This is a genomic window from Bacillus sp. SIMBA_008, assembly GCF_046535495.1.
Taxonomy (GTDB): domain Bacteria; phylum Bacillota; class Bacilli; order Bacillales; family Bacillaceae; genus Bacillus; species Bacillus subtilis.
On the sequence record NZ_JAWRWL010000211.1, the window covers coordinates 1 to 316 of the forward strand.

Here is a 316-nt window from a genome sequence, read left to right on the forward strand (position 1 = left end):
CTTTTGTACTTCATCCGGTAAAGTCAAAAGACGGAGATGGTTCGCAATATGCGGTCTGCTCTTCCCTAATCGCTTCGCTAATTCCTCTTGCGTCACACTTAGGTGATCTAGCAAAGAAGCATAGGCTTCCGCTTCTTCCAATGGAGATAAATCCTCGCGTTGCAGGTTTTCTAAAAGGGCAATCTCTCTCATGAGCGTTTCTGAAAATTCTCTGACGATCGCAGGAATCGTTGTCAGACCAGCTTGCTGTGCTGCACGGAAACGACGTTCACCTGCTACAATGTCATATCCTTTAATCGATTTACGGACAATGATG

The 316-nt window shown here is 45.6% G+C and carries 1 protein-coding gene; it reads right to left on the bottom strand.

The window, feature by feature from the left end:
- The coding region (locus tag SB658_RS22865) for a ParB/RepB/Spo0J family partition protein (protein ID WP_410602533.1) at window positions 1-316 on the bottom strand (316 nt) is incomplete at both ends.